The following is a 25,076-nucleotide window of genomic DNA, read 5'->3' on the forward strand; positions in this document are numbered from 1 at the left end:
CGGCCGCGCCCCCGGCCCGGTTCAGCGCAGCCGGAACCCGTTCGGGCGCCGCGCGGAGAACAGCTCCGCCTGGCGGGCCGGCGGCAGATTGCCGAGTGAGATGAGGTGCGGCGCCTGGGAGAAGGCCTGGGCGCGGGACGCCTCGTGGGCGGTCCACAGGGCACGGACCGTGCCCTGGACGCCTTCCGGCGGGTAACCGGCGATGACCGTGGCGCAGCGGACGGCGGCCTCCAACGCGCCCCCGGGCGGGGTGAGTTCGGACACCAGCCCCACGTCGTACGCCCGTCGCGCGGACATCCGCTCGGCGCCCCCCATGAGCGCCGTCCGCGCCGCCTCCCCGTACGGCATCCGATGCGCCGCGTACACCGACTCGTACGCGCTGACCATGCCGTACGTCGTGTGCGGATCGAAGAAGGTCGCGCTCTCGTCGGCGACGATGAACTCGGCCTCCCCCAGCAGGTAGAAGGCGCCTCCGCACGCCATGCCCCGCACGGCGGCGATGACGGGCTTCCAGAGGTCGTTGGCCTTCGGGCCGATGGTGAGGAGCGGGTCGTCGACCATGAAGGGGGAGGTGGGCTGGGGGGTTTCGGCGGTGCGGTCGAGGCCGGTGGAGAAGGCCCGTTCGCCCGCTCCGGTGAGGACGACGGCCCGTACCGAGTCGTCGAAGCGGAACGCCCGCCAGGTGGCGGCGAGTTCGGCCGCCAGCGGCTCGTCGATGGCGTTCAGTTTCTCCGGGCGGTTCAGGGTGAGGACCGCGACGCCCGTGTCCTTGTCGGTCGAGACCCGGAGCGTGCCGCCGTTCACGACCGGCCCTCCAGGACCCATTGCGGCAGCCCCTCCCCGCTGAACACCACCCGTACCCGCGCCCCGATCCGAATCCGTTCAGCGGCGAGCGAGTTCAGGGCTGCCCCGGGCCCCGTCACCAGATTGCCGACCAGGCGGATGTGCGGGGCCTCGGCCAGTTCGACGACGATCGCGTTGTACGGGGACTGCGCCGCGTAGGCCGGTAGCAGCGGGGGGTGCGGGACGACGTACGACCAGACGCGGCCCTGCCCGCTCATCCGCCGCCACTCGCTGCCGAAGGACTGGCAGTGGGGGCAGCAGGGGCGGGGCGGGAAGCGCAGCTCGCCGCAGTCGGCGCACGCCTGGACGCGGAGCTCGCCCTGGGCGGCGTAGCCCCAGAAGGGGGCGCCGTCGTCGTCGGGGACGGGGGAGAGAAGGGGGTCGTTCACCGTGGGCTCCTCAGTTCTTCAGGGTCCTCAGGTCCTCAGGTCCTCAGGTCCTCAGGTCCTTCCTCAGGTCGTCCTCAGTTCCTCAGGAGGAGGGCGGAGGTGGGGACGCCCTCTCCCGCCGTGACCAGGCAGGTGGCGGCCCCGGGGACCTGGGCGGTACTCGTGCCCCGCAACTGCTTCACGCCCTCGTTGATGAGGTTGAACCCGTGGACGTACGCCTCGCTCAGCCCGCCCCCGCCGGTGTTGAGGGGCAGCCGGCCCCCGCTCTCCAGCGCGCCGCCCTCCGTGAAGGCCGCGCCCTCGCCCCGGCCGCAGAAGCCGTACCCCTCCAGGGAGAGCGGGATGAGGGGCGTGAAGGCATCGTAGATCTGGGCCACGTCGACGTCGTCCGGCGTGAAGTCGGCGTGCTTCCACAGGTGCCGGGCGGCGGTCCAGGCGGGGCCGGTGAGGGGGTCGTCGGTCCAGTAGTTGACCATGCCGTGGTGCTGGGCGGGCAGGCCCTGGGCGGCGGAGTGGACGTACACGGGCCGCCGCCGACAGTCCCGCGCACGCTCGGCGGACACGACCACGCACGCCAACGCGCCGTCCGTCTCCAGGCAGTTGTCGAAAAGGCAGAGGGGCTCGCTGATCCACCGGGAGGTCATGTACATCTCGCGGGTGAGCGGGCGTTCGTACATCATCGCGGCCGGGTTCTGGTTGGCGCGGTTGCGGCAGGCGAGGGCGACGTTGAAGAGGTGGTCGCGGGTGGCGCCGTACTCGTGCATGTAGCGGCGCGCGAGCATGCCGATCTCGTCGGCGGGTCTGAGCAGCCCGAAGGGGCGGGTCCACTGGGCGGGGGTGGGGAGTTGGGCAGTCGTGTTCTTCCACGGCCTCGGCCCGCTGCCCCGTTTCCGTGACCGCCAGGCCACGCCCACCGTCGCCTGCCCGGTGGCGACGGCGGCGGCGAGATGCGCGACGGTGGCGCAGGAACCGCCGCCCCCGTAGCCCACCTTGCTGAAGAAGGTGAGGTCACCGAGACCGACCGCCTTCGCGACCTCCACCTCGTCGGTCTCCTCCATGGTGTAGGAGGCGAGCCCGTCGACCTCCGCGGGCGCGATTCCGGCGTCGTCGAGGGCGGCGAGGATCGCGCGGCAGGCCAAGGCCTTCTCGGACTCGGAGAGTTGTCTGGCGAAGGGGGTCTGACCGATGCCGACGACGGCGGTGGCGTCTTTGATCCCGGTCGCGGCCATGGGCGCACCTCCCTGTGGAGCCAAGACGGCTGACAGTGCGTCAGGCTACAGCTAATCTGACGGGTAGTCAGGTACTCGGATGGTCGGGTAGTGGTCAGGTAGTCAGTCAGCTGTCGTCGGTCATGGGGAGGCCCGCCGTGCGCGGTGACTTGGAGTGGGGCAGCATCCCGGGACTGATCCGCTCGGCGACGGAACGCTTCGCGGACCGCGAGGCGGTCGTCGAGGGCCGTACGCGGATCTCCTACGCCGAGCTGGGCGCCCGAGTGGAACGCGCGGCGGCCGCCTGTGTCGCGAACGGGGTGCGTCCGGGCGACCGGGTGGCCGTCTGGGCGCCGAACACCCTGGACTGGATCGTCTCCGCGCTCGGCGCGGTGTCCGCGGGTGCGGTCCTCGTCCCGCTGAACACCCGCTTCAAGGGCGCCGAGGCGGCGTACGTCCTGTCCCGGAGCCGGGCGAGGCTGCTGTTCGTGACGGGGACGTTCCTGGGGACGTCGTACGTGGCGTCCCTGCGACGGGCGGCGGGGGAGGGGGAAGGTGCCGGAAACGGCCCCCTCCCCGGACTGCCGCACCTCGAGCAGGTGGTGGTACTGGCGGACGACGCCCCCGCCGACTTCCGCACCTGGAAGGACTTCCTTGCGGACGGGGAGGGCGTCGGGGCGGCTCAGGTGCGGGAACGGGCGGCGGCCGTGCCGGGATCGGCGCCGTCGGACATCGTCTTCACCTCGGGCACGACGGGCCGACCCAAAGGCGCGGTGATCACGCACGCGCAGAGTCTGCGGGCCTACGAGGTGTGGTCCGAGCTGGCCGGTCTGCGACGGGAGGACTGCTACCTGATCGTGAACCCCTTCTTCCACACCTTCGGCTACAAGGCCGGGGTGCTCGCCTGTCTGATGCGGGGCGCGACGATGATCCCGCAGCCGGTGTTCGACGTGGACACGGTGCTGGCGAACATCGCGTCCGAGCGCGTCACGGTCCTGCCGGGCCCGCCGACCCTCCACCAGTCTCTCCTCGACCACCCGGCGCGGGCGTCGTACGACCTGTCGACCCTGCGTCTGGTGGTCACGGGAGCGGCCGTGGTTCCCCTCCGCCTGGTGGAACGCCTGCGCACCGAACTGGGCGTGGAGACGGTCCTGACGGCGTACGGGCTCTCGGAGGCCAGCGGATTCGTGACGATGTGCCGCCGGGGCGACCCGCCGTCCGTGATCGCGTCGACCTCGGGCCGCGCCATCCCAGGTGTGGAGGTACGCGTCGAGGCACCCTCGGGCACCCCGGGCGAGGTGCTGGTCCGCGGCTTCAACGTGATGCGGGGCTACTTCGAGGACGCCGAGGAAACCGCCCGCGTCCTGACCCCGGACGGCTGGCTGCGCACCGGCGACGTGGGCGTCCTGGACCCGGCAGGCAACCTCCGCATCACCGACCGGATTAAGGACATGTTCATCGTCGGCGGCTTCAATGCCTACCCCGCCGAGATAGAACAGCTCCTCGGCCTCCACCCGGACATCGCGGACGTGGCGGTCATCGGCGTACCGGACGGCCGACTGGGCGAGGTAGGCAAGGCGTATGTCGTACGGCGGGAGGGTTCCGTCCTCACCTCCGACGACCTCATCGCCTGGTCGCGGCGCGAGATGGCGAACTACAAGGTGCCGCGAGTGGTGGAGTTCGTACGGGAACTACCGCGGAACGCGAGCGGGAAGGTGGTGAAGGGGGAGTTGCGGTGCGGGAGCTTCTGAAGCTACGGCGCGAGGGTCCCTGAGTCACGCTCGCGCTCGCGCTCGCGGAGCCGGGAGAGGGCGGCGCGGACATCCTCGATCACGATCGCGGGACGGAGGAAGACATCCGCGGCGGTGTAGCGGAGAAGGAGACGCACCTCCGGGCACTGGAGGACCTGGTTGAAGCGGACGACATCCTGGCGGTGCGACTCGCGTGAGCCGTGGTACGCGTAGCCCTCGATCTCGACGGCCAGCCCCTCCACTCGGAACAGGAAGTCCAGGTAGCGGCGGCGGCCGTCGGGCGTACGGAGTTCGGCCTGGCTCTCGGGGTGAAGGCCGGCGTCGTGCATGCGCAGGCGCGCGACGGTCTCGGCGGGGGAGCCGGAGTTCGGATCGGCGAGCTTCAGCCGTCGGCGGCCGCCTTCCGCTCCGCGCATGGGCGCTTCGAGCGCGAGGGAGACCAGGGCGGCGGTCGTGACGGGCGTGCGGCGGACGCCTCCGACCCTCCGCCAGGTCAGGGCCGATTCGACGGCGACGAGAGCCTCGTCGCGGGGGCCGGCCCGGAGGAGGTCGGCGAGTGTACGGTCGGCGCTCGTGACACGCAGGCCCTCACGCCGGACCACGTGCCCCTCGTCGAGAGGCATGCGGTGTACGAGCACGCCCTTCCCACCGCTGCGGAGAGTGAGGTCGGGATCGATGAACTCCAGGGTCCCTTCGCCCCTCGGGGTGAGCGTCTCGATCAGCCAGAGCGCGGTCGCCGAACGGTGACTCACGACGAGCCGCGGCTTGAGGAGCTGCACGGCCCGCAGCCGGGTGGCGAAGTCCGCATCCCGGCCCGGCTCGATCCAGGCCCCGGCCTGAACCTGGGTCCACCCCTCTCTCCCGAGCACCCGAAGAAGCGACCTCCGCGCCCACCCGGCCTCCCGAGCACGCGAGGTGAGCAACACACCCCCTTCGACCAGCCCCCTCAGCTCCACACCCCGAGGATCCCGGAGTTACGCCCCACCCGCTTCCCCCTGTGGACAACCGGGGCGGGCGCGGTCGGCGAGGTGGGGGATTGGCAGAAATGGGCCAACGACGGGCTGCTACCGCGGGGTGATTGCACGGTCAGCGGGCGGCAGGGGTGGCCCAAATCTGCCAATTGCCCATGGGGTCCGGAGTTAGCGGGGGAGGGTTGCGATGAAGGTGGACCAGGCGGTGGGGGTGATCAGGAGTACGGGGCCGTGCTGGAGCTTTGAGTCCCGGACGGGGATAACGCCGGGGAGGCCGACGGCGACCTCGACGCACTCGCCGCCGCTGCCGTTGCTGTAGCTGCTCTTACGCCAGAGCGCGGAGTTCAAGTCAGCTTCTGTGCGTGCCATTTCGGTAGTCCTCCGCTGCTCGCCCGATCAGGGTCAGGGACTCGTCCGGCGGAAGCGCCGCTGCCCTGAGCAGATCGTACGACCTCCGGTAGTCCTTCACGAGGGCCGGAAAGTCGATGAGTTGGCCGCTGTGGAGGCCCTCCGTATACACCACGGGTGGCGCGTCCGGGAAGGTCATGGCCCTGACCATGCCCATCATGAACGGGTGGGCGGCCGCCGTTTCCGGAAGGATCTGTAAAACGCCCTGCGTGGAGCGGATCACGTGCGCGATGTGCTCCAGCTGGATCGCCATCTCCTCGGGTTCCAGCAGCGGATTGCGGATCAGCGCCTCGTGCAGGACCGCCCAGAACGCCGGGCGGTCCTCACGCTCCCAGAGCTTCGCGCGCTCCATACGGGCGCGGACCTGCCTCTCGACGGTCTCGGGCGGCAGCCATGGCAGCGAGGTCTGTACGACCTTGGTGGCATACGCCTCGGTCTGCAGCAGCCCCGGGATCAGTGACGGCGCCCAGTCCTCGATCGTCTCCGCATGCCGCTCCATCTCCGCCACGTCCGCGAAGTACTCCGCGTGCCCCGACTGCTTTGCCCTGCGTGCATCTTCACAACGGCGCTCGAAAAAGCCGTCCGTGCCGAGTTTCATGTCGACGTGCCGGGCCAGATCCAGCGGCATACGGCGTTCACCCCGCTCGATCTGGCTCAGGAACGGGACCCCACGGAAGCTCCCCTCCGCCAACTGTTCGAGCGTGAGGCCCGCCAGCTCCCTCTTGAAGCGCAGCTCGGCGCCGTAGAAGGAGGGGACGTTCGCCGACGCGTCGGGGTCCTTACGGGAGGGCACAACTCATCACCGCCGTTTGCCAGTTACCGTGCGCAACTCAAACCTCTTTTACGGTACGCCGCTTCACGCCACTGTGTGACTGGTTCAGCACGGAACGTGCATGTGCAGAGGAAGGCGTACCCATGCGAGACCCCCAACCCCCCACCGCCGACGACGTGGACCGCAGCGTGGACGATCTCCGCGCCGCGCTTGCCGCCCACGGCATCGCACTCCCCTCCCTGCACGCGGACCTGCCGAGTTTCGCGGGTGCGTATGCGCCTCCGGCGGGGCTGGTCGCACTCGGCAACTGCAACACCGCCACCGCGCGCAAGCTCACCGTCGCGCTTCGGAAGGCGGCCGAACAGTGAACGCATCGCAGCAGCTTGAGCTCCACCTGCTCGCCCTTCCCGAGTCCGTCCCCGGCCTGCGCCGCGCCGTACGCACGTACCTGGACGTTCCCTGCTCCGACGCTCAGCTGTGCGTGACGGAGCTGGTCGGCAATGTCATCCGGCACCTGGGCGAGGGCACCCCCGTGCGCGTACGGGTGGCTCGCGCGGACGGTCGTACCCGCGTCGAGGTCGCTGACCCCGACCCACGCGCTCTTCCCGTCCTTCTGCGTGCCACGGGCGGCGACGAGTCCGGGCGCGGCCTGGCACTGCTCGACGCATTAGCTCTGCACTGGGGCGTGGAACAGGGGGCGGCGGGTAAGACGGTGTGGTGTGAACTGGGGGAGGCGTAGTGCTCCTGCTTCTCCTGTCGCGCCTCGTCGCACTGTTTGTTCCTGCCACCGGAAGGCGGCGGTCCGGAAGGCGGCGTCCCATGCCTGCGGAGGGGGTGGGGCTCTGGCGGGGCTCAGCGTGGCAGCCGGATGTGTCCTTGCCCCCGCGCCCACCACTCCCACGTAGCCCGTACGCCCGCGAAGCCGCGCTCGGCCAGCAACGGGCAGATCTCGCTGATCGCGCGGCCGATGGCGGAGGAGCCCACCTCGTAGATCACAGCCAGTGCCTCGTGAGACAGGCCGGTTCGCGGGTGGACAGAGGTCACAAAGACACGGTCGGTGAAGACCAGTTCGTACTTCGGCCCGGTCCCGGCCTGCCGTCGGCGAGCGCTCCGGCGCCGTTCGCGCCGAACGGACTCACAACGCGCCTCCCAGCGTGGCGCGAGTTCTTCGATCAACTCGCCGAGATGCTGACGCGAGAGGCCGCAGAAGGCAGGATGCGACATGGCCGCGCGGGCCTGCTTGATGTTCACAGCACAAGAACCCGCGCGGCCGATGCAGTGTCACGGCCCGCCCAAGGGAGAGACGTCAGACCCGCTCCAGGGGCCGGTGCGGCCCGCTGGGAGGCTCCGCTTTGATCGTGTCGCCCGAGCGCACCGCGCCGCCCTTCTTTACAATGCTCATGATTCCGGCCTTGCGTACGATGTTCCCGGCCTCATCGCGGCCAACAACCTGCTTCAGCAGCCCGTCCCGGAAGTTGTCGATCTGCAGGCAGGGATTGCGCAGGCCGGTCACCTCCAGCACTGCATCGTCGCCGATGCGCAGCAGCGTGCCGACCGGCAGGCCGAGCAGATCGATGCCACGGGTGGTGATGTTCTCGCCGAGGTCACCGGGCACCACCTTGAATCCCTCTGCACCGACCTCGGCGAAGAGCTCTCCATGGATGAGGTGGACCTGGCGCAGGTTCGGCTGGGTGGGGTCCTGCGCGACGCGTGAGCGGTGCTTGACCGTCACGCCGGCATGTACGTCACCCTCCACACCGAGCCCGGCGAGCAGCGTGACGCTGTCCCGGTTCGGCTTGGTGAATGAGTACTCGCCGTTGCTACTGACTGCCGTCACTATCCCGCTCATCCTCGGAGCCCCCTCCTCAGTGACAATGATCAGCCACGACCCTAATCCTCGGACCTCAAAGCGCAGCAGCCACAGTCAATCGCGGGTGGTAGGCGCACCCCGGATTGGCCGGCGTCCCGTTGCGCGCGGGCCTGCCTTGCGCCCCCGCCCGGACGCCCTGACCTGAACCATGCCCGGACACACCACGGCCGCGACGGCTCCCCCTCCGCGCCGCCGCGGCCGTACCCCGTGTGAGTAGGTCTGTTCAGGCCTTCTCGTCCGTCGCGTGGTTGTCGAGCGGGGACACCGTGACGCCCGTCGCGTGGTTGTCGAGGGTGGTGATTTCCTCGTCGGTCGCGTGGTTGTCGAGCGTGACAATGTCCTCGACATCCGTGGCGTGGTTGTCGAGCGGCTTGACCACGGAGTCCTTGTTGACTTCGCTCATGACATGCAACTCCCGTTCAGTGATGGGCGATGCCCGCCCGGCAACTCCCCCGAGGACCGCCGGACGGGCATATCAGGGTCGTTCACCCTAGCGGTGTTGATCACCGCTGACCCGTCTGCCCCCCGACGCGACGGATCGACAACTCGAGAGTGCCCTGGAGCGATAAACGAACGATGAACGTGGGGCTCGGGCCTATGCGGCAGCCGCGGGGCTGAGCAGGAGCCGTACTTCAGCGGCCTCCGGAGAGCCCAACTGATCGAAGATGACCAGGGCTTCCTCCCAGCAGGCCTGTGCCCGGCCGGACTGGCTCAGGGCACTGAGCGCACGGCCCAGAACGGTCAGTACGTTGCCGCGCCGCCATTCGCCGCCGATTCCCCGCAGGACGGCGAGAGCCTGCTCGGCCAGGGCCGCGGCGCCTGCCGGCTTGTGCCCCGCGAGGTGCGCCTCCGAGAGCCTGAAGAGGGTCATCCCCTCCCACAGCCGCTGTCTGCTGTCACGGAAGACCTCCAGTGCTTCGGTCAACCGGTCGACGGCGGCATCGAGGCGCTTCTGCCCGGTGAGCGCGAGTCCCAGCGCGTAGCGGCCGTTGGCGCCGCGCAGAGTGTGCCCCAACCGGTCGTAGATGACGATGCCCTGCTGCGCGAGTTCCACCGCGCTGATGACGCGGCCCATGGCCAGATGGATGCGCGAGAGGTTGCACAGGGCGCTCGCTTCGCCGGCGAGGTTCTCGTCCAGACGGAAGATCTCGATGGCCTGTTGCAGATATGCCTCGCCGTCGGCATGGCGGCCCTGATAGAGCGCGATGATGCCTCCGTCGTTCGCGGCCCAGCACCTGGGTGCCAGGTCGTTCGCGATCTCCGCCAGTTCCATGGCCCGACGGGCCTGCTCGCCCGCCTGGTCGAAGCGCCCGGCCACGAGATGGACGTTGGTCAGTGCCGTGAGCGCACGGCTCAGGGCCTGTGGATCGTCCGACTGCTCGGCCGCGTCGCGCAGGACCACCGCGGCGTCTTCGTACTGCTTGGAGTTGGCGCCCGACTCGGCAAGGTCCTTCGCCGCCCAGAGGAGGTCCACCGCACGCCGCAGAGTGGAACTCCTCGCGCACTGCCGGACGAACGCCAGGAGGGTGTGCGCCTCGGCGAACAACCAGTCCTGGGCCTGGTGCCGGTCGTCGAAGACCAGTCCCGGATGCCGGGTGATCTCCAGGTGATCCACCAGCCGGTCCCCGGGGCGTTCGAGCGCGTACACCCCCGCCGCCGTCGCCAGGTAGAAGTCCAGCAACCGCGACATCGCCGCGTCCCGCTCGCTCGGTGGCTGTTCGTCGCGCTCCGCGCAGGCACGCGCGTAGAGGCGTACGAGGTCGTGGTAGCGGTAGCGGCCCGGGGCGGCGGACTCCAGCAACGACGTGTCGACGAGGGATTCCAGGAGGTCTTCGGTGTCGTCGATCGGGAGGTCGAGGACGGCTGCCGCGGCGGCCAGGGAGATGTCGGGGCCGTCGGCCAGGCCCAGCAGGCGGAAGGCGCGGGCCTGGGCCGGCTCCAGCTGGCCGTAGCCGAGTTCGAAGGTGGCCTTGACCGCGAGGTCGCCGGCCTGGAGCTCGTCCAGGCGGCGGCGCTCGTCGCCGAGCTTCGCCGCCAGGACCGAGACGGTCCAGGTGCGGCGGGCGGCCAGCCGGGAGGCCGCGATACGGATGGCGAGGGGGAGGAAGCCGCAGGCCGCGACGACGTCGAGGGCCGCCTCGCGCTCGGACGCGACCCGCTCCTCGCCCACGATCTTCGTGAAGAGCTGGAGGGCCTCTTCCGGGGACATCACGTCCAGGTCGACCAGATGGGCGCCCGCCAGGTCCACCATCCGTACCCGCGACGTGACGAGGGCCGCGCAGCCCTCCGTGCCGGGGAGGAGGGGGCGGACCTGGGCGGCGTCGCGGGCGTTGTCGAGGAGGACGAGGACGCGGCGGCCGTCGAGGACCGAGCGGTAGAGCGCCGAGCGTTCCTCCAGGGAGTCGGGGATGGACGAGTCCGCCGTGCCCAGGGCGCGCAGGAACGCGCCGAGGACCGTCTCCGGTTCCGCCGCCCGCTGGCCGGCGCCCTGGAGGTCGACGTACAGCTGACCGTCGGGGAACGCCGAGCGCGCCTGGTGTGCCACGTGCACGGCGAGGGTCGTCTTGCCCACGCCGCCGATGCCCGCGAGCGCCGAGACGGCCATCACCCGGCCCTCGCCCGCGTCGGAGGAGGCGGCGGCCAGTACGTCACTCAGTTCCCGTACGAAGGACGCGCGGCCGGTGAAGTCCGTGACCGTGGCCGGGAGTTGGGCCGGGCGGACCGGTGCCGCGGCGGGCTCGGCGACCGGGGCCGACGGTTCGGCCAGGCCCGGGTCGGCCTTGAGGATGCGCTGCTGGAGTTCCTTCAGGCCTGCCCGCGGGTCCACACCGAGCTCGTCGGCGAGCAGGCGGCGCGTGTCGGCGTACACGGCGAGGGCCTCGGCCTGCCGCCCGCTGCGGTAGAGCGCCAGCATCAGCAGCTCGCGCAGCCGCTCCCGGAGGGGGTGCGCCGCGGTCAGGGCGGTGAGCTCGGAGACCGCCTCCGCGTGACAGCCCTGTTCCAGGTCCATGTCGAGGCGGGATTCGAGCAGTTGCAGGCGCCATTCCTCCAGGCGGGCGCGCTGCGTTTCCGCGTACGGACCCGGCACGCTCGCCAGCGGCTCCCCGTCCCACCGGCCCAGCGCCTGGTTCAGCAGATCGCGGGCGGTGTGCAGATCCCCGGAGTGCTTCGCCTTCTCGGCGTCGGCGGCGGTCTCCTGGGCCTGGGCGAGGTCGAGGGTGCTCTCGCTCCCGGACAGCCGGATCGCGTAGCCACCGGACTCGCTGATCAGGACGCCGGGGTCCAGGGCCTTGCGAAGCCGGGAGGCGTACGTGCGGACGGCGGCCAGCGCCTGGGAGGGCGGCTCCTCGCCCCACAGGGCGTCGATCAGCTCGCCGGCCGTGGCGGTCCGGCCCTCCCGCAGCAACAGCGCGGCCAGCAGGGCGCGTTGCTGCGGGGACCCCGTGGGCAAGGAATCCTCGCCGCGCCAGGCGCGCACCGGGCCGAGCACGCTGAAGCGCAACGCCGCCGATTCCTCGGCACGTCGCTGCTCCGGCACTCGCGGTACACCGTCCATCGCTGTCCCCCTGCCGAACCGTCAGTACACCGAGGCCAGTTTGCCTTGTTCATGGCGGATGCGTCAGCCGTGCGAGACGGCGATCACAGGCGCGTACACCGGACGGACACGGGAAATCACAGGGCGCTCACAATCTCTCCGCACATGTCCGCACAGAGGCGCCCATTCCAGTGGCGTACAGGATAGCTGGCGGGGTAGCTGACGGGTCGTCAGATCGGCGCTACCGTGGCCCGTATGGAGACCACGAGGACCACTACGGAGACCACGAGGACCACTGAGGACGGCCAGGCGTCCACGACCCCGTTCCCGGAGATCATCTCCGTGGACGACCACACCGTGGAGCCGCCCGGCGTCTGGCGCGACCGCCTCCCGGCGAAGTACCAGGACACCGGGCCCCGCATAGTCCGCGCGCCACTGAAGGAAATGACCTTCCTCGGCGGCAGGTTCGCCCCGGTGATGGGCAGGCCCGGCGACGACGGCCCGATCGGCGACTGGTGGGTCTACGAAGATCTGCACCGGCCCCTCACCCGCCTCGACACCGCCGTCGGATACGACAGGGACGAGATACGGCTGGAGATCATCACGTACGAGCAGATGCGACCCGGCTCGTACGACGTCCCCCAGCGCCTCGCCGACATGGACGTCAACCACGTCCGGTCCGCCCTCTGCTTCCCCACCTTCCCGCGCTTCTGCGGCCAGACGTTCACCGAGGCCAAGGACCGTGAGCTGGGCCTTCTCGCGGTGCGGGCCTACAACGACTGGATGGTGGAGGAGTGGTGCGGCCCGGCGGCCCACGGCCGGCTCATTCCGCTCACCCTGATCCCCCTCTGGGACCCCGAACTCGCGGCGGAAGAAGTACGCCGCAATGCCGCCCGCGGCGTACGCGCGGTCGCCTTCTCCGAGATCCCGCCCCACCTCGGGCTGCCCTCCGTCCACACCGACGCCTGGGACCCCTTCCTCGCCGCCTGCGACGAGACCGGCACGGTCATCGCCATGCACATCGGCTCCAGCAGCAAAATGCCGTCGACCTCGGCCGACGCACCCCCCGCCGTCGGCTCCACCATCACCTTCGCCAACTGCTGCTTCTCGATGGTCGACTGGCTGATGAGCGGCAAGTTCGAACGCTTCCCGCGCTTGAAGGTGATGTACGCGGAGGGCCAGATCGGCTGGATTCCCTACATCCTGGAGCGCGCCGACGTGGTCTGGGAGGAGAACCGCGGCTGGGGCGGCGTCGCCGACAAGGTCCACCGCCCGCCGTCCGAGCTCTTCGCCGACCATGTCTACGGCTGCTTCTTCGACGACGCTTTCGGACTGCGCAACCTCGACGCCATCGGGGTCGGGAACGTCCTGTACGAGACCGACTACCCGCACTCCGACTCCACCTGGCCCAAGTCCCGCGAGGTGGGCGAGGCCCAGATGGGGCACCTGGACGGGGAGGTGGTGGAGCGGATCGTCCGAGGAAACGCCATTGAGCTGCTGGGGCTCACACAGGACGGGCTGTGGGCCGGGCAGGGTGGTCCCCGTTGAGCCCGTCGTCGCCTCTGCTCTACGGGATGCAGCTGCCCGTACAGTCCCAGAGCACCCTCTACGCCGAGCCCTGGGAAGCGGACGCCGGACCCGCCGACCTCGTCGCGATCGCCCGCGCCGCCGACCGCTCCGGGTTCGCGTACGTGGCGAGCTGCGACCACGTCGCCATCCCACGTCGCCTCGCGGGCGCCATGAGCACGGTCTGGTACGACCCCGTCGCCACCCTCGCCTACCTGGCGGGTGTGACCGAGCGCGTACGGCTGCTCAGCCATGTCGCCATCGTGGGGCTGCGGCATCCGCTCGTCACGGCCAAGCAGTACGCGACCCTCGACCACCTCTGCGGCGGGCGGCTGATCCTCGGGGTCGGCGCCGGGCACGTGGCGGAGGAGTTCGCTGCGGTGGGGGCGGACTTCGCGCGGCGCGGAGCGGTGCTCGACGAGTCCGTCGACGCGCTGCGAGCCGCCCTCGGGGCGGACGAATTCCCCGTCCATCACGGGAAGCTGTACGACTTCGAAGGGCTCGGACAGCGGCCCCGGCCCACGCAGGAGCGCGTGCCCGTCTGGGTCGGCGGCTCCTCGCCCGCCGCCGTGCGCCGGGCCGCGCTGCGAGGCGACGGCTGGCTGCCGCAGGGCGATCCGCGGGAGCGGCTGCCGGAGCAGATCGCCACGCTGCACCGGATCAGGGAGGAGGCGGGGATCTGCGCACCGCTCGTCGTCGGGGCGATCACCGAGCCGCTGTACGTCGGCACGCCTGGCTGGCATGTCGGGCGGCGGACCGTGACCGGGGCCCCGGAGGCCGTCGCCGAGTCGCTGCGGGCGTACCGGGCGATGGGGGTGCACCAGATCCAGGTGCGGTTCCGGGCGCGGGGGCTGAGTGAACTCCTCGACCAGATCACGGCGTTCGGCGCCGAAGTCGCGCCCCACCTCAACTAGGGACTCAGGGACTCAGGGACTCAGGGAGATACGGCATGGGCAAGCTGGACGGACGCGTCGTCATCGTCACCGGGGCGGCGCGCGGGCAGGGTGAGCAGGAGGCGCGGCTGTTCGCGGCGGAGGGCGCCAGGGTCGTCCTCGCGGACGTGCTGGACGACCGGGGCGAGGACGTGGCCAAGGAGCTGGACGCGCTCTACGTCCACCTGGACGTGGGGCAGGAGGCCGACTGGGGGGCCGCCGTGGCCGCCGTGAAGGACGCGTACGGGCGGATCGACGGGCTGGTCAACAACGCGGGCATCCTGCGCTTCAACTCCCTCGTCGACACCCCGTTGGACGAGTTCCTGCAGGTCGTGCAGGTCAATCAGGTCGGCTGCTTCCTCGGTATCAAGACGGTCGCGGGAGAGATCGCGGCGGCCGGCGGGGGCACGATCGTCAACACCGCCTCGTACACCGCGATGACCGGGATGGCGGCCGTGGGCACATACACGGCGACCAAACACGCCGTCCTCGGTCTCACCCGGGTCGCCGCCCTGGAACTGGCGCACCAGCGGATACGGGTCAACGCCATCTGCCCCGGGGCCGTGGACACCCCCATGTCCAACCCGGCCCAGCTGGACCCGGCGGCCGATCCCGAGGAGATGACCAAGGCCCTGGACGAGCTGTACAGCAAGCTCGTGCCGCTCGGGCGGGTGGGCAGGCCCGAGGAGGTCGCCCGGCTCGCCCTCTTCCTGACCTCCGAGGACTCCTCGTACATCACCGGGCAGCCGTTCGTGATCGACGGGGGATGGCTGGCGGGGGTCAGCGTTATCTGACGGACAGTCAGCTATTGACGGTGCGGACCCGTGGTGCAACAGTCGGCGGCAAGCCAATCTGACGGGACGTCAGAAACAGTGTTCGGAAACAGACTGGGGACGGTGAACCTCCTTGGAATTCGGGCTCTTTGTACAGGGATACGTGGGCAAGCGCGCCGAGACCGACCCGCTCGCGGAGCACAAGGCGCTGATGGAGGAGACCGAGTACGTCATCCAGGCGGACAAGTCCGGCTTCAAGTACGCCTGGGCGTCCGAGCACCACTTCCTGGAGGAGTACTCGCACCTCTCGGCGAACGACGTCTACCTCGGCTATCTCGCCCACGCCACGGACCGCATCCACCTCGGCTCGGGCATCTTCAACCCGCTCGCCCAGGTCAACCACCCCGTGAAGGTCGCCGAGAAGGTCGCCATGCTCGACCACCTCAGCGGGAACCGCTTCGAGTTCGGCAGCGGACGGGGCGCGGGGAGCCACGAGATCCTCGGCTTCCTCCCCGGCATCACCGACATGAACTACACCAAGGAGATCTGGGAAGAGACCATCGCCGAGTTCCCGAAGATGTGGCTCCAGGAGGAGTACGTCGGGTTCCAGGGCAAGCACTGGCAGCTCCCGCCCCGCAAGGTGCTCCCCAAGCCGTACGGGAAGGCGCACCCCGCGATGTGGTACGCCGCCGGGTCGCCGCCCTCGTACGCCATGGCCGCCCGCAAGGGCCTCGGCGTGCTCGGGTTCAGCGTGCAGAAGGTCTCCGACATGGAGTGGGTGCTCCAGCAGTACAAGACCGCCATCGTGGACGCCGAGCCGATCGGGGCCTTTGTCAACGACAACGTGATGGTGACGACCACCGCGATCTGCGCCCCGACGCACGACGAGGCCATCCGGACAGCCGTGGGCGGCGGGCTGCACTACCTCCCCTCCCTCGTCTTCCGCTACCACGACACCTTCCCGCGCCCCGAGGGCTTCCCCGTCTGGCCCGAGACGCTCCCCGAGTACACCGCGGAGTTCGTCGAACTCCTCATCGAGGAGGAGCTGTTGATCTGCGGCGACCCGGACGAGGTGCTCACCCAGTGCAAACGGTGGGAGCAGGCGGGCGCCGACCAGCTCTCCTTCGGTCTGCCGGTCGGGGTCCCGAAGGAGGAGACCCTGCAGACGATCCGGCTGATCGGCGAGCACGTGATCCCGAAGATCGACACGGACCCGGTGCACCGGACGACCCGTTTCCGCCAAGCTGCCTGAGGAGGGTGCGGCCATGCTCGACCACGTCATCAAGGGCGCGACCGTCGTGGACGGCACGGGCGCGCCCGGGTACACGGCGGACGTCGGCATCCGCGGCGGCCGTATCGCCGCGATCGGCACGGTCACGGAGGCGTCCCGTACGAGCGAGGACGCCTCCGGTCTCGTCCTCGCCCCCGGTTTCGTCGACCCGCACACCCACTACGACGCCCAGCTCTTCTGGGACCCCTATGCGACCCCGTCCCTGAACCACGGCGTGACGACGGTCGCGGGCGGCAACTGCGGCTTCACCCTCGCCCCGCTGAACCCGGCAAGGCCCGAGGACGCCGACTACACCCGCCGCATGATGTCCAAGGTCGAGGGGATGTCGCTGGTCGCCCTGGAGGAGGGGGCGCCCTGGAGCTGGCACACCTTCGGCGACTATCTCGACGCCCTGGAGGGGCGGATCGCCGTCAACGCGGGCTTCATGGTGGGGCACTGCGCGCTGCGGCGGTATGTGATGGGCGCGGACGCGGTGGGCGGGCAGCCGACCGGGGAGCAGCTGGAGCGGATGCTCGCCCTCTTCCACGAGGCCATGGACGCCGGCGCCTGGGGCCTGTCCACCACCCAGTCCTCCACCCACTCCGACGGCGACGGCCGCCCGGTCGCCTCCCGGCATGCCCGGCCCGCCGAACTGCTGGCGCTCTCGCGGGCCGTCGGCGAGCACGAGGGCACCCAGATCGAGGCGATCGTCGCCGGCTGCCTCGACCAGTTCAGCGACGACGAGATCGACCTCTTCGTCGAGATGAGCGCGGCGGCGGGCCGCCCGCTCAACTGGAACGTGCTGACCATCGACGCCGCCGTCCCCGAGCGCGTACCACGCCAGCTGACCGCAAGCGAACGGGCGCGGAAGGCGGGCGGCCGGGTGGTGGCCCTCACCATGCCGATCCTCACCCCCATGAACATGTCGCTGGGCACCTTCTGCGCGCTGAACCTGATCCCCGGCTGGGGGCCGATTCTCGCGCTGCCCGTACCGGAGCGGATCGCGCGACTCCGCGACCCTTCCGTACGGGCCGAGATGCTGCGGCAGGCGAACAGCAAGGAGGCGGGCGTCTTCCGCCGCCTCGCCGACTTCGGGCGGTACGTCATCGGGGACACCTACAGCCCGGCGAACGAGGGCCTCACCGGGCAGGTCGTGAAGGACATCGCGGCCAGGCGCCGCCAGGAGCCGTTCGAGTGTCTCGTCGAGATCTGCGCGCACGACGACCTGCGGACGGTGCTGTGGCCCATGCCCACCGACAACGACCCCGACTCCTGGTCGCTGCGCGCCGAGACCTGGCAGCACCCGGACGTCATGCTCGGCGGCTCGGACGCGGGCGCCCATCTGGACCGCATGTGCGGGGCCCCGTACACGACCCGGTTCCTCGGGGACTGTCTGCGCGGACGGAAACTGACGACGCTGGAGGGGGCCGTGAAGATGCTCACGGACGACCCGGCGCGGCTCTTCGGACTGAGGGAACGCGGGCGGATCGCGGAGGGCTTCCATGCGGACCTCGTGCTGTTCGACCCGGAGCGGATCGACGCCGGCAAGGCCACCCTGGTGCACGACCTGCCGGGAGAAAGCCCGCGGCTCGACTCCAAGGCGATCGGTGTCACGGCGGTCTGGGTCAACGGGGTCGAGTCGATCCGGGGAGACGTGGTGACCGGCGCGGTCCCCGGGAGGGTGCTCCGCTCCGGGCGGGACACCAGGACGGTGAGCACCCGGTGAGGGACAGGTACCCAGTGGGCAATGTGACACAGGCGGGCGATGTGTCACATTGGGGCGAGGAACAACGTCTGTTCATCGGTGGCTCGTGGATCCGGCCGGACGGCGGGCACTACGAGGTGATCGACCCGGCGACCGAGGGCGTCGTCGGGCCGGCGCCGGAGGCCTCGCGGAAGCAGGTGCACGCGGCCGCCGCCGCGGCCCGGGAGGCCTTCGGCCCGTGGTCGCGGACGCCCCCCGAGGAGCGTGCGGCGGTCCTCGGCCGGGCGGCGGACATCATCCGGCGCAACTTCCTCCCGTATGCCGAGCTCGCCCAGGCCGAGAGCGGTGCCACGACCGGGACCGCGCGCGGGATGCAGGTGGGGGTGGGCGCCGCCCGCTTCCGACGCTACGCGCGCGTGGAGCCCGTCGAGCAGCCGCTGCCGCCGCAGATCAACGAGGCCGGCCCGTTCGGGAAGGCGGCCGTGATGGGCGCGCTGGCCGTACGCCAGCCCGTCGGCGTCGTCGCCTGCATCACGTCCTACAACAATCCGTGGGCCAACCCGGCCGGCAAGATCGCCCCCGCCCTGGCCATGGGCAACACGGTGGTCGTGAAGCCCGCCCCGCAGGACCCGCTCTCCGTGTACCGGATGGCGCAGGCGCTTGAGGAGGCGGGCGTGCCGCCGGGCGTCGTGAACGTGGTGAGCGGCTCGCGCACGGAGGTCGGCGAGGCCGCCGTGGACTGCGATGACGTGGACATGGTCAGCTTCACCGGCTCGACAGCGGTGGGGCGGCGGATCGCCGAAGTGTGCGGGCGCGGGATGAAACGGCAGCTGATGGAACTGGGCGGAAAGGGCGCGGCGCTCGTCTTCGACGACGCGGATGTCGACTCGGCGGTGTCCGGCATCGGCACGACGTTCTCCTTCTACAGCGGGCAGATCTGCACGGCGCCGACGAGGGTGATCGCGCAGAAGGGGATCTACGGCCGCCTGGTCGAGCAACTGGCCTCCTACGCCGGGCGGTTGACGGTCGGTGATCCGCGGGAGCCGGGGACGGTCGTCGGGCCGGTCATCTCGGCGGCCCACCGGGACCGGGTCGAGGCGTATGTCGAACTCGGCCGGAAGGAGGGCGCGCGGATCGTCACGGGCGGTTCCCGGCCCCCGTACGACCGCGGCTTCTACGTCGCCCCGACACTCCTCGCGGACTGCACCCCCGACATGCGGGTGGTCCGCGAGGAGATCTTCGGGCCCGTCGTCGTGGTCGTCCCCTTCGACGACGAGGAGGAAGGCATCGCGCTCGCCAACGACAGCGACTACGGGCTGATCGACTACGTCTGGTCGGGCGACGTGGCCCGCGCCTTCCGCGTCGCCCGCGCACTGAGGGCGGGCGGGGTCGGCGTCAACACCGTCGGCCGCAACATGGAGGCACCGTTCGGCGGCTTCAAGAAGAGCGGGGTCGGGCGGGATGTGGGCTCGTACGCCCTGCATGCGTACAGCGAGGTGCAGGCGATCGTTTGGCCGGGGTAACACTTTTCGGGGGCGGCCAGAGGCCGAATTCGGGGCTAGAGGTCGAAGACGGCTCGGAGGCCGATCTCCACGGCCTCCATGACCCGTTCGTCGACGGGGCCCAGCTCCTTGGTGAAGTGAGGGGCTGAGAGGGTGCGGAACTCGCCAAGCACGACGGTGCCCGAGGAAGGGGTGTTGACCGGGATGTCAACAAGGGTCGCTTCGCGCACCTGTTGCGGGTAGACGAGTACGCAAGTGGCTGTCTTGTTCTGCGTGTTGAGGGCGTCGGAGGAGATCACCAGGGCGTGCGCGGGACCTCCGGCGAACGACAGTTCGTAGACGTGGCCGCGCTTCACCTGCCCGCCACCCGCGCCCAGCGCTCCAGCGTGGCGTCCTCGCTTTCGGCGGGCTCCCCGGCAGTGATCACTATGCCCGCCTCGGCCCGCATCCGCGCGGACTTCTCCAGCTCCTCGGCGAGCATCTGTCGGCGCAGTATCCGCGCGGTGTACGCGGAGGCGTTCCCCTTGGCCTTCACGAAGGCAGCCACTTCGTCGGGCAGGCTCATCGTCATGTTGACCGTCATGCGGACATCATACGGTGGATGTGGTGGTGAGTGTGGCGACTGTGGGAAAACTGGCCCCGATGGGGGTTCAGGTCTGGTCTCTGAGGTGGTCGCGCTGGATCTGACGGGCGAGGGTGCGGCGTACGGAGGGCGATTCGGTGGTGGTGGTCATTGAGGGGTCGGGGGTGTCGAGGGCGCGGCTGATCTCGTCGTACGTGTGCCGATAGCTGCCGGGCAGAGCGGCCTGGTGCAGCCTCAGGTCTGCTTCGACCAGACGCCGGAGTTCGTCGACGTTCTGGGGCGTGAAGTGCTTCCTGCCCCGGGCGGCGGCGTTGAGGTGGCGGGTGCAGTGGGCGGCCTCGTGGAGCGTTTCGGAGATCTCCTCGGCGAGGCCCCAGAGGCGTCCTTCGAGCCAGGGTGTGTCGTGCTGGTCGAGAGAGAGGCGCGGCGGGGGTGACGGGTCGTCCCCCTTGTGCTTGGTGACCTGCTTGGACACGGCGGGCTGACTCATGCCGGTGAGGCGGGCGATCCTGTCCTGGGTCCAGCCGAGGTCGGCGAAGAGTTTGATCATCTCGGCGCGCAGCTGTCGCATCTCCTCGCCTGCGCGGATGACGTCGTTCATGTCGGCGAACATCCGCTCGGCCTGTGCCTCGGTCAGGGGCTCGGGGGTTCGACGCGTGTCCTCTTCGGCTGCCATAGCTCGGTTATATACCGAGGTTGAGGCTCTCATCCTCGGCATAACTCGGTTGTATAACCTGGTTATGGCTGTCAGGATCCGCGCCATGCCCACCTTCACCGCACCTGACGGAACCCGGCTCGCCTACCGCGTGATCGGGGGCCGGGACGGCGACGGCGATCCGGTCGTCTGCATCCCCGGCGGTCCCACGGACTCCCGCTACCTCGGCGACCTCGGGGGTCTCTCCGCGCACCGCCGGCTCGCCGTCCTGGATCTGCGCGGTACCGGCCGGTCCGCGCTGCCCCGGGACACCTCCACCTACCGCTGTGACCGCCTGGTCGACGACGTCGAGGCGCTGCGCGCGCACCTCGGGCTGCCTCGGCCGGACCTGCTCGGCCATTCCGCCGGAGCGAACATCGCGACGCAGTACGCGGCCCGGTATCCGGAGCGCGTCGGCAGGCTGGCCCTGATCGGCCCCGGTAGCCGGGCTGTCGGTATCGAGATCACGGGGGAGACGCGACGCGAACTGGCGCGGCTCCGAAAGGGTGAGCCGTGGTTCCCGGCGGCGTTCGCCGCACTGGAGGCGATCGGCGCGGGGACGGGCAGCGACTGGGAGGCCATCGCCCCCTTCTTCTGGGGTCGGTGGGACGCCGCGGCGCGGCGGCACCACGCGGCCGCCCGGCCGGGCAACCCGGAGGCCGTGGCCCTTTTCGCGGCCGAGGGCGCCTTCGATCCGCCGGCCACCCGCGCGGCGCTCGCCACCTGCCAGGCCCCCGTCCTGCTGCTCACCGGGGAGCTCGACCTGAACAGCCCGCCCGGGTCGACGGCCGAGTTCGCGGGACTGTTCCCCGACGCGCGGCTCGTCGTGCAGCCGGGGGCGGGTCACTGTCCCTGGCTCGACGACGCCGACCGGTTCGTGTCGACCGTAGCGGCGTTTCTGGGCTGAGTGTGAATGCGGGTAGCGTCGCTACCGTAATGGTGTTAGCGTTGCTCTCGTCGGGTGGTGAACACCGCTACCCCCGCCACATCGAGGAGCAATGTCATGAGCGAGCAGCCCAGCACCACCACGTCAGGTACCTCCCGCCGCGTGGCCGTCGTCACCGGCGGATCCCGCGGAATCGGCCGGGAGACCGCCGAGCGCCTCGCGGCCGACGGATACGCCGTCGTCGTGAACTACGCGGGCAACGAGGCCGAGGCCGACAAGACCGTCGCCGCGATCACCGAGGCCGGCGGGGAAGCCATCGCCGTCCGCGCCGACGTGGCCGACGAGACCGAGGTGGCCGCCCTCTTCGACGCGACCGAGTCCGCGTTCGGCGGGGTGGACGTCGTCGTTCACGCGGCCGGTGTGATGGCCCTGGCCCCGTTGGTCGACCTCGACCTCGACGCCCTGGACCGGATGCACCGCACCAACATCCGCGGCACGTTCGTCGTCGACCAGCAGGCGGCGCGACGGCTGCGCGCGGGCGGCGCGCTCATCAACTTCTCCAGCTCCGTGCTGGCGCTCGCGATCCCCGGGTACAGCGCGTACGCCGCCACCAAGGGCGCCGTCGAGGCCATGACCCTGATCGTGGCCCGCGAGCTGCGCGGCCGGGACGTCACCGTCAACGCCGTGGCCCCCGGCCCGACCGCCACCGCCCTCTTCCTGGACGGCAAGGACGAGGAGACCATCGCCCGGATGGCGGCCCAGCCGCCGCTGGAGCGCCTCGGCACCCCCCGGGACATCGCCGAGGTGGTCTCGTTCCTCGCCGGCCCGGCAGGCCGCTGGATCAACGGCCAGGTGCTCAGGGCCAACGGCGGCATCGCGTAACTCCCCTCGGTACCCCCTCGACTTCAAAGGAGTTCAGCCATGGGTTCAGACAGGGGTTCAGCCATGGACGCTGTTCAGCGCAGGACGATCGTCATCACGGGCGCCGGTTCGGGCTTCGGCGCGCTGTCCGCCCGCGCACTCGCTCACGCCGGGCACACGGTGTACGCCGCGCTGCGGGACACCGGCGGGCGCAACGCGGCCCGGGTCGTGGAGGCCGAGGCGTACGCCGCCGAGCACGCGGTGGACCTCCGTACGGTCGAACTCGACGTCCTCTCCCAGGAGTCGGCAGACGCGGCCATCGCCACGGTGCTGGCGGAGGCCGGTGCGCTGGACGTCCTCGTCCACAACGCCGGACACATGGTGACCGGCCCGACGGAGGCCTTCACGCCCGCCGAACTGGCCGCGGTCTACGACACGAACGTGCTGGGCACCCAGCGGGTCAACCGGGCCGCGCTGCCGCACCTGCGCGCCCAGGGCCACGGCCTGGTGCTGTGGGTCGGCTCGACCTCCACCCGGGGCGGCACCCCGCCCTACCTGGCGCCGTACTTCGCCGCCAAGGCCGCGATGGACGCGCTCGCCGTGTCGTACGCCGCCGAACTGGCCCGCTTCGGCATCGAGACGACGATCGTGGTGCCGGGCGCGTTCACCTCGGGCACGAACCACTTCGCGACGGGAGGTCGCCCCTCCGAGCAGACAGTTCTCCCGGCCTACGAGGAGCACTACGCGGGCCTGATGGATCAGGTGTCCGCCCGCCTGGCGGCGCTCGCCCCGGCCGACGCGGACGTGTCGCTCGTCGCCGACGCGATCGTCGACGTGGTGGACACCCCGTACGGGAAGCGCCCCTTCCGGGTGCACGTCGACCCCGCGAACGACGGTTCGGAGGAGGTCAGCCGGGTGGCGGACCGTATCCGGGCGGAGTTCCTGACGCGGATCGGCCTCGCGGATCTTCTCTCCCCGCGTCGGACATCCGTATGACCTCGGATAACGTCGCTACCGTGAGTACGTCCGTGAGCAGTACGAAAGCGCGCATCCTCGAAGTGGCGGCCGAGCTGGTGGCGAACTCCCCCGACGGGGACGTCTCCACCCGGGCGGTCTGCGAGGCGGCAGGGGTCGGCGCGCCGGCCCTCTACCGCCACTTCGGTGACAAGGAGGGTCTGCTGTCGGCGGTGGTCGACCACGGGTACGAGAGGTACCTGGCGACCAAGCGCAGCCGCAGGCCCGGCACGGACCCGATCCAGGACCTGCGCGACGGCTGGGACACCCACACCGAGTTCGCCCTGCGCAACCCCAACCTCTACCGCCTGATGAACTCCCCGGCGATGCGCACCCCGCCGGCCGCGGCCCTGGAGTCCCACCGCATCCTCACCGCGGACCTCCAGCGCGCGGCCGAACAGGGCAAGCTGCGCCTGGCCCCCGAACTGGCCGCCCAGATGATCATGTCTGCCAATGTGGGCGTCTCCCTGATGCTGGTCTCCCGCCCGGCGACGTTCGCCGACGAGACCCTGTCGCGGCGCGTACGGGACGCGGTGCACGCGGTGGTCTTCACGCCGGAGGCGATGGGGCCGGAGACCGCGGCCGGCAGCGACGAGGAAGCGAAGGCGGAAGAGGTACTTCCCGCCACCGCCACCCACCTTGCCGCCCTCCTCCGCCAGACCCCGAGGCCGGACTTCACCCCGGGAGAGTCGGCCCTCCTGGGCGAGTGGCTGGACCGGCTGTCCAACACGACGCCGGAGTAGCGGTACTCAGGTCACGATCTCGTGGCGGCCTGAGTACGTTTCGTCCTGGTCGCCGTCGCGGTCCTCCTCGCCCACGACCCCGAATTCCGCGGCGCCGTGTGGACGTTCATCAGGACCCTGTGAGCGGGCGGAGCGTCAGTTCCCGCCGTCACCCGTGGCGGTCTTGGAGTAGCCGTCGTGCCAGGCGGCCCTCGCGCCGGATTCGCCGATGCGGTAGACGTCGACGACGGCGCCGGCGGCCACCACGACGGACAGTACGGCCGCGGCGATCCGCACCATGCCGCCGCCGCGGGTCCCGGCGCCCGCCGGGGAGCCGGCTTGCGGCACCGGCGTCCGGCGGGTCGTCCACCACACGACCACCGCCATCACGAACAGACCGGCGGCCCACGGCAGCATTCCGTCGCCGAGTGCGGCATGCCGGCGTACCAGCGGGTCGCTGCCGACGTGCCGCTCCAGCCACTCGCCGGCCTCCGTCGTCAGGGGCACGGCCACCAGGGTGGCGAACGCCAGTACGGGCAGGATCAGTCCCAGTCGCCGCGCCGCCTTCGGCCAGACGGCGCCCACCACGAGCGCCAGCGCGCTCAGGGGGACCATGACGACGACGAAGTGGACGAACAGCACGTGCGCGGGCAAGCCGTTGACGAGGCTCATGTTGGGGGTGCTCCTCCAGGAGGCGACCACGGGGTCCCCCCTTCTGGGGGCACGGCCAGCCTCCGGCGCGGGCCGCTGCGCGGGCGACAGTCATGTGACCCAACCGATGTACTGCATCTGCGTCCCGCTCCGAGCCGGCATGGAAGGCG

27 protein-coding genes are annotated in these 25,076 nt (G+C 70.6%); 13 read left to right on the forward strand and 14 right to left on the reverse strand.

Features of this window, described 5'->3' with window-relative positions; genetic code table 11:
- Positions 1-21 precede the first annotated feature (21 nt).
- From OG747_RS25135 to OG747_RS25145, 3 genes are all read right to left on the reverse strand, one after another.
- Complete coding sequence (locus tag OG747_RS25135; RefSeq protein ID WP_405881607.1) at positions 22-825, reverse strand: enoyl-CoA hydratase/isomerase family protein; 804 nt, start codon at positions 823-825, stop codon at positions 22-24.
- Positions 801-1,232, reverse strand: coding sequence for a Zn-ribbon domain-containing OB-fold protein (locus OG747_RS25140; protein ID WP_405881608.1), 432 nt, complete (start codon positions 1,230-1,232; stop codon positions 801-803). Before OG747_RS25140 ends, OG747_RS25135 begins: the two co-directional genes overlap by 25 nt.
- Before the next feature lie 74 nt (positions 1,233-1,306).
- Positions 1,307-2,461, reverse strand: a complete 1,155-nt coding sequence (locus OG747_RS25145) for a lipid-transfer protein (protein WP_405881610.1) — start codon at positions 2,459-2,461, stop codon at positions 1,307-1,309.
- Between the two features lie 137 nt (positions 2,462-2,598).
- On the opposite strand from OG747_RS25145, the gene OG747_RS25150 reads away from it, so the two are divergent.
- Positions 2,599-4,191, forward strand: coding sequence for a FadD3 family acyl-CoA ligase (locus OG747_RS25150; RefSeq protein ID WP_405881611.1), 1,593 nt, complete (start codon positions 2,599-2,601; stop codon positions 4,189-4,191).
- A gap of 2 nt (positions 4,192-4,193) precedes the next feature.
- Here OG747_RS25150 and OG747_RS25155 read toward each other — a convergent pair whose 3' ends face one another.
- The 3 genes from OG747_RS25155 to OG747_RS25165 form a co-directional block, all read right to left on the reverse strand.
- Positions 4,194-5,060: a hypothetical protein gene (locus OG747_RS25155; protein ID WP_405881612.1), complete on the reverse strand. Its 867-nt coding sequence runs from the start codon at positions 5,058-5,060 to the stop codon at positions 4,194-4,196.
- A 270-nt stretch (positions 5,061-5,330) separates the two neighbouring features.
- Positions 5,331-5,531 carry a DUF397 domain-containing protein gene (locus OG747_RS25160; RefSeq protein WP_405881613.1) on the reverse strand — a complete coding sequence of 67 codons (201 nt, stop codon included), beginning with the start codon at positions 5,529-5,531 and terminating at the stop codon, positions 5,331-5,333.
- Positions 5,512-6,363, reverse strand: a complete 852-nt coding sequence (locus OG747_RS25165; RefSeq protein ID WP_405881614.1) for a helix-turn-helix domain-containing protein — start codon at positions 6,361-6,363, stop codon at positions 5,512-5,514. The genes OG747_RS25160 and OG747_RS25165 overlap by 20 nt, the downstream gene beginning before the upstream one ends.
- Positions 6,364-6,485: 122 nt before the next feature.
- On the opposite strand from OG747_RS25165, the gene OG747_RS25170 reads away from it, so the two are divergent.
- Positions 6,486-6,710: a hypothetical protein gene (locus OG747_RS25170; protein WP_405881615.1), complete on the forward strand. Its 225-nt coding sequence runs from the start codon at positions 6,486-6,488 to the stop codon at positions 6,708-6,710.
- On the forward strand, positions 6,707-7,081 hold the full coding sequence (locus OG747_RS25175) for an ATP-binding protein (protein WP_405881616.1): 375 nt from the start codon (positions 6,707-6,709) through the stop codon (positions 7,079-7,081). Before OG747_RS25170 ends, OG747_RS25175 begins: the two co-directional genes overlap by 4 nt.
- 113 nt (positions 7,082-7,194) lie before the next feature.
- Here the strand turns inward: OG747_RS25175 and OG747_RS25180 are convergent, their stop codons facing one another.
- From OG747_RS25180 to OG747_RS25195, 4 genes are all read right to left on the reverse strand, one after another.
- The gene (locus OG747_RS25180) at positions 7,195-7,593 is read right to left on the reverse strand and encodes a transposase family protein (protein ID WP_405881617.1); all 399 of its coding nucleotides are present in this window, start codon (positions 7,591-7,593) and stop codon (positions 7,195-7,197) included.
- 55 nt (positions 7,594-7,648) lie between these two features.
- Positions 7,649-8,191 carry an MOSC domain-containing protein gene (locus OG747_RS25185; protein ID WP_405881618.1) on the reverse strand — a complete coding sequence of 181 codons (543 nt, stop codon included), beginning with the start codon at positions 8,189-8,191 and terminating at the stop codon, positions 7,649-7,651.
- A 244-nt stretch (positions 8,192-8,435) separates the two neighbouring features.
- Entirely contained in the window at positions 8,436-8,615 is a 180-nt protein-coding gene (locus OG747_RS25190; protein ID WP_405881619.1) for a hypothetical protein, read from the reverse strand.
- Between the two features lie 192 nt (positions 8,616-8,807).
- Positions 8,808-11,768 carry an AfsR/SARP family transcriptional regulator gene (locus tag OG747_RS25195; RefSeq protein WP_405881621.1) on the reverse strand — a complete coding sequence of 987 codons (2,961 nt, stop codon included), beginning with the start codon at positions 11,766-11,768 and terminating at the stop codon, positions 8,808-8,810.
- 234 nt (positions 11,769-12,002) lie between these two features.
- Between OG747_RS25195 and OG747_RS25200 the strand changes: the two genes are divergently transcribed.
- The 6 genes from OG747_RS25200 to OG747_RS25225 all read left to right on the forward strand — a co-directional run bounded on the left by OG747_RS25200 (position 12,003) and on the right by OG747_RS25225 (position 19,516).
- Complete coding sequence (locus OG747_RS25200) at positions 12,003-13,295, forward strand: amidohydrolase family protein (RefSeq protein WP_405881622.1); 1,293 nt, start codon at positions 12,003-12,005, stop codon at positions 13,293-13,295.
- Between the two features lie 26 nt (positions 13,296-13,321).
- Positions 13,322-14,227, forward strand: coding sequence for a TIGR03619 family F420-dependent LLM class oxidoreductase (locus OG747_RS25205; protein WP_405881623.1), 906 nt, complete (start codon positions 13,322-13,324; stop codon positions 14,225-14,227).
- A 35-nt stretch (positions 14,228-14,262) separates the two neighbouring features.
- Positions 14,263-15,039, forward strand: a complete 777-nt coding sequence (locus OG747_RS25210) for an SDR family NAD(P)-dependent oxidoreductase (protein WP_405881624.1) — start codon at positions 14,263-14,265, stop codon at positions 15,037-15,039.
- Positions 15,040-15,151: 112 nt separating this feature from the next.
- Positions 15,152-16,270: an LLM class flavin-dependent oxidoreductase gene (locus OG747_RS25215; protein ID WP_405881625.1), complete on the forward strand. Its 1,119-nt coding sequence runs from the start codon at positions 15,152-15,154 to the stop codon at positions 16,268-16,270.
- A gap of 13 nt (positions 16,271-16,283) precedes the next feature.
- The gene (locus tag OG747_RS25220; RefSeq protein WP_405881626.1) at positions 16,284-18,014 is read left to right on the forward strand and encodes an amidohydrolase family protein; all 1,731 of its coding nucleotides are present in this window, start codon (positions 16,284-16,286) and stop codon (positions 18,012-18,014) included.
- A 14-nt stretch (positions 18,015-18,028) separates the two neighbouring features.
- Entirely contained in the window at positions 18,029-19,516 is a 1,488-nt protein-coding gene (locus OG747_RS25225; RefSeq protein WP_405881627.1) for an aldehyde dehydrogenase family protein, read from the forward strand.
- Positions 19,517-19,551: 35 nt separating this feature from the next.
- Here the strand turns inward: OG747_RS25225 and OG747_RS25230 are convergent, their stop codons facing one another.
- The 3 genes from OG747_RS25230 to OG747_RS25240 all read right to left on the reverse strand — a co-directional run bounded on the left by OG747_RS25230 (position 19,552) and on the right by OG747_RS25240 (position 20,754).
- Positions 19,552-19,851 carry a type II toxin-antitoxin system PemK/MazF family toxin gene (locus tag OG747_RS25230; protein ID WP_405881628.1) on the reverse strand — a complete coding sequence of 100 codons (300 nt, stop codon included), beginning with the start codon at positions 19,849-19,851 and terminating at the stop codon, positions 19,552-19,554.
- Positions 19,848-20,078: a hypothetical protein gene (locus OG747_RS25235; protein ID WP_405881629.1), complete on the reverse strand. Its 231-nt coding sequence runs from the start codon at positions 20,076-20,078 to the stop codon at positions 19,848-19,850. Before OG747_RS25235 ends, OG747_RS25230 begins: the two co-directional genes overlap by 4 nt.
- Positions 20,079-20,145: 67 nt before the next feature.
- On the reverse strand, positions 20,146-20,754 hold the full coding sequence (locus tag OG747_RS25240; RefSeq protein ID WP_405881630.1) for a helix-turn-helix domain-containing protein: 609 nt from the start codon (positions 20,752-20,754) through the stop codon (positions 20,146-20,148).
- A gap of 85 nt (positions 20,755-20,839) precedes the next feature.
- On the opposite strand from OG747_RS25240, the gene OG747_RS25245 reads away from it, so the two are divergent.
- The 4 genes from OG747_RS25245 to OG747_RS25260 all read left to right on the forward strand — a co-directional run bounded on the left by OG747_RS25245 (position 20,840) and on the right by OG747_RS25260 (position 24,276).
- Complete coding sequence (locus OG747_RS25245; protein WP_405885661.1) at positions 20,840-21,679, forward strand: alpha/beta fold hydrolase; 840 nt, start codon at positions 20,840-20,842, stop codon at positions 21,677-21,679.
- 96 nt (positions 21,680-21,775) lie between these two features.
- On the forward strand, positions 21,776-22,540 hold the full coding sequence (locus OG747_RS25250) for an SDR family oxidoreductase (RefSeq protein ID WP_405881631.1): 765 nt from the start codon (positions 21,776-21,778) through the stop codon (positions 22,538-22,540).
- Between the two features lie 39 nt (positions 22,541-22,579).
- Positions 22,580-23,515 carry an SDR family NAD(P)-dependent oxidoreductase gene (locus OG747_RS25255; RefSeq protein ID WP_405881632.1) on the forward strand — a complete coding sequence of 312 codons (936 nt, stop codon included), beginning with the start codon at positions 22,580-22,582 and terminating at the stop codon, positions 23,513-23,515.
- Positions 23,512-24,276, forward strand: a complete 765-nt coding sequence (locus tag OG747_RS25260) for a TetR/AcrR family transcriptional regulator (RefSeq protein WP_405881633.1) — start codon at positions 23,512-23,514, stop codon at positions 24,274-24,276. The genes OG747_RS25255 and OG747_RS25260 overlap by 4 nt, the downstream gene beginning before the upstream one ends.
- Positions 24,277-24,411: 135 nt before the next feature.
- Here OG747_RS25260 and OG747_RS25265 read toward each other — a convergent pair whose 3' ends face one another.
- On the reverse strand, positions 24,412-24,927 hold the full coding sequence (locus tag OG747_RS25265) for a DUF2231 domain-containing protein (protein WP_405881634.1): 516 nt from the start codon (positions 24,925-24,927) through the stop codon (positions 24,412-24,414).
- Positions 24,928-25,076 lie beyond the last annotated feature (149 nt).

Source organism: Streptomyces sp. NBC_01384 (assembly GCF_045040035.1).
Lineage (GTDB): Bacteria > Actinomycetota > Actinomycetes > Streptomycetales > Streptomycetaceae > Streptomyces.

Coding starts and splice junctions, on each gene's coding strand:
- OG747_RS25200 (WP_405881622.1), top strand. CDS start 12,003: ATGGAGACCACGAGGACCACTACGGAGACCACGAGGACCACTGAGGAC.
- OG747_RS25135 (WP_405881607.1), bottom strand. CDS start 825: ATGGGTCCTGGAGGGCCGGTCGTGAACGGCGGCACGCTCCGGGTCTCG.
- OG747_RS25195 (WP_405881621.1), bottom strand. CDS start 11,768: ATGGACGGTGTACCGCGAGTGCCGGAGCAGCGACGTGCCGAGGAATCG.
- OG747_RS25240 (WP_405881630.1), bottom strand. CDS start 20,754: ATGGCAGCCGAAGAGGACACGCGTCGAACCCCCGAGCCCCTGACCGAG.
- OG747_RS25220 (WP_405881626.1), top strand. CDS start 16,284: ATGCTCGACCACGTCATCAAGGGCGCGACCGTCGTGGACGGCACGGGC.
- OG747_RS25255 (WP_405881632.1), top strand. CDS start 22,580: ATGGGTTCAGACAGGGGTTCAGCCATGGACGCTGTTCAGCGCAGGACG.
- OG747_RS25210 (WP_405881624.1), top strand. CDS start 14,263: ATGGGCAAGCTGGACGGACGCGTCGTCATCGTCACCGGGGCGGCGCGC.
- OG747_RS25205 (WP_405881623.1), top strand. CDS start 13,322: ATGCAGCTGCCCGTACAGTCCCAGAGCACCCTCTACGCCGAGCCCTGG.
- OG747_RS25245 (WP_405885661.1), top strand. CDS start 20,840: ATGCCCACCTTCACCGCACCTGACGGAACCCGGCTCGCCTACCGCGTG.
- OG747_RS25250 (WP_405881631.1), top strand. CDS start 21,776: ATGAGCGAGCAGCCCAGCACCACCACGTCAGGTACCTCCCGCCGCGTG.
- OG747_RS25170 (WP_405881615.1), top strand. CDS start 6,486: ATGCGAGACCCCCAACCCCCCACCGCCGACGACGTGGACCGCAGCGTG.
- OG747_RS25265 (WP_405881634.1), bottom strand. CDS start 24,927: ATGAGCCTCGTCAACGGCTTGCCCGCGCACGTGCTGTTCGTCCACTTC.
- OG747_RS25160 (WP_405881613.1), bottom strand. CDS start 5,531: ATGGCACGCACAGAAGCTGACTTGAACTCCGCGCTCTGGCGTAAGAGC.
- OG747_RS25260 (WP_405881633.1), top strand. CDS start 23,512: ATGACCTCGGATAACGTCGCTACCGTGAGTACGTCCGTGAGCAGTACG.
- OG747_RS25145 (WP_405881610.1), bottom strand. CDS start 2,461: ATGGCCGCGACCGGGATCAAAGACGCCACCGCCGTCGTCGGCATCGGT.
- OG747_RS25235 (WP_405881629.1), bottom strand. CDS start 20,078: ATGACGGTCAACATGACGATGAGCCTGCCCGACGAAGTGGCTGCCTTC.
- OG747_RS25185 (WP_405881618.1), bottom strand. CDS start 8,191: ATGAGCGGGATAGTGACGGCAGTCAGTAGCAACGGCGAGTACTCATTC.
- OG747_RS25190 (WP_405881619.1), bottom strand. CDS start 8,615: ATGAGCGAAGTCAACAAGGACTCCGTGGTCAAGCCGCTCGACAACCAC.